The organism is Rhodanobacter thiooxydans LCS2, assembly GCF_000264375.1.
Lineage (GTDB): Bacteria > Pseudomonadota > Gammaproteobacteria > Xanthomonadales > Rhodanobacteraceae > Rhodanobacter > Rhodanobacter thiooxydans.
This window is the reverse complement of sequence record NZ_AJXW01000169.1, coordinates 1-277: the sequence shown is the minus strand read 5'-3', so window position 1 is coordinate 277 and position 277 is coordinate 1. Positions and strand designations below refer to the sequence as shown.

General features: G+C 70.4%; 1 protein-coding gene. It reads left to right on the top strand.

Translation table 11 applies throughout. The annotated features are described in order from the left end of the window. Positions 1-24: 24 nt before the first annotated feature. The coding region (locus tag UUA_RS18395; RefSeq protein WP_238533062.1) for an ATP-binding protein at positions 25-277 on the top strand (253 nt) is incomplete at its 3' end.

Here is a 277-nt window from a genome sequence, read left to right as displayed (position 1 = left end):
GTGGCCGCGTTCATCCATAGCTGCGTGGAACGCTTCCAGCTGCTGCGGCCGGAAGCCGAACTGGCCCTGCCGCCGGACGAGGACGCTGCCCGCATCGTGCTGCGCACCCCGCCGGGCCTGCGTCATGCGCTGCTCAACCTGCTCAACAACGCGGTTGATGCCTCGGCCATCAACCACTCGAACGCGGTGGCGCTGCGGGTGTCGCGCGACGGCGACTGGCTGCAGCTGTGCGTGCGCGACCACGGCCCCGGTTTCGATACCGACGGCGGGCTCACCC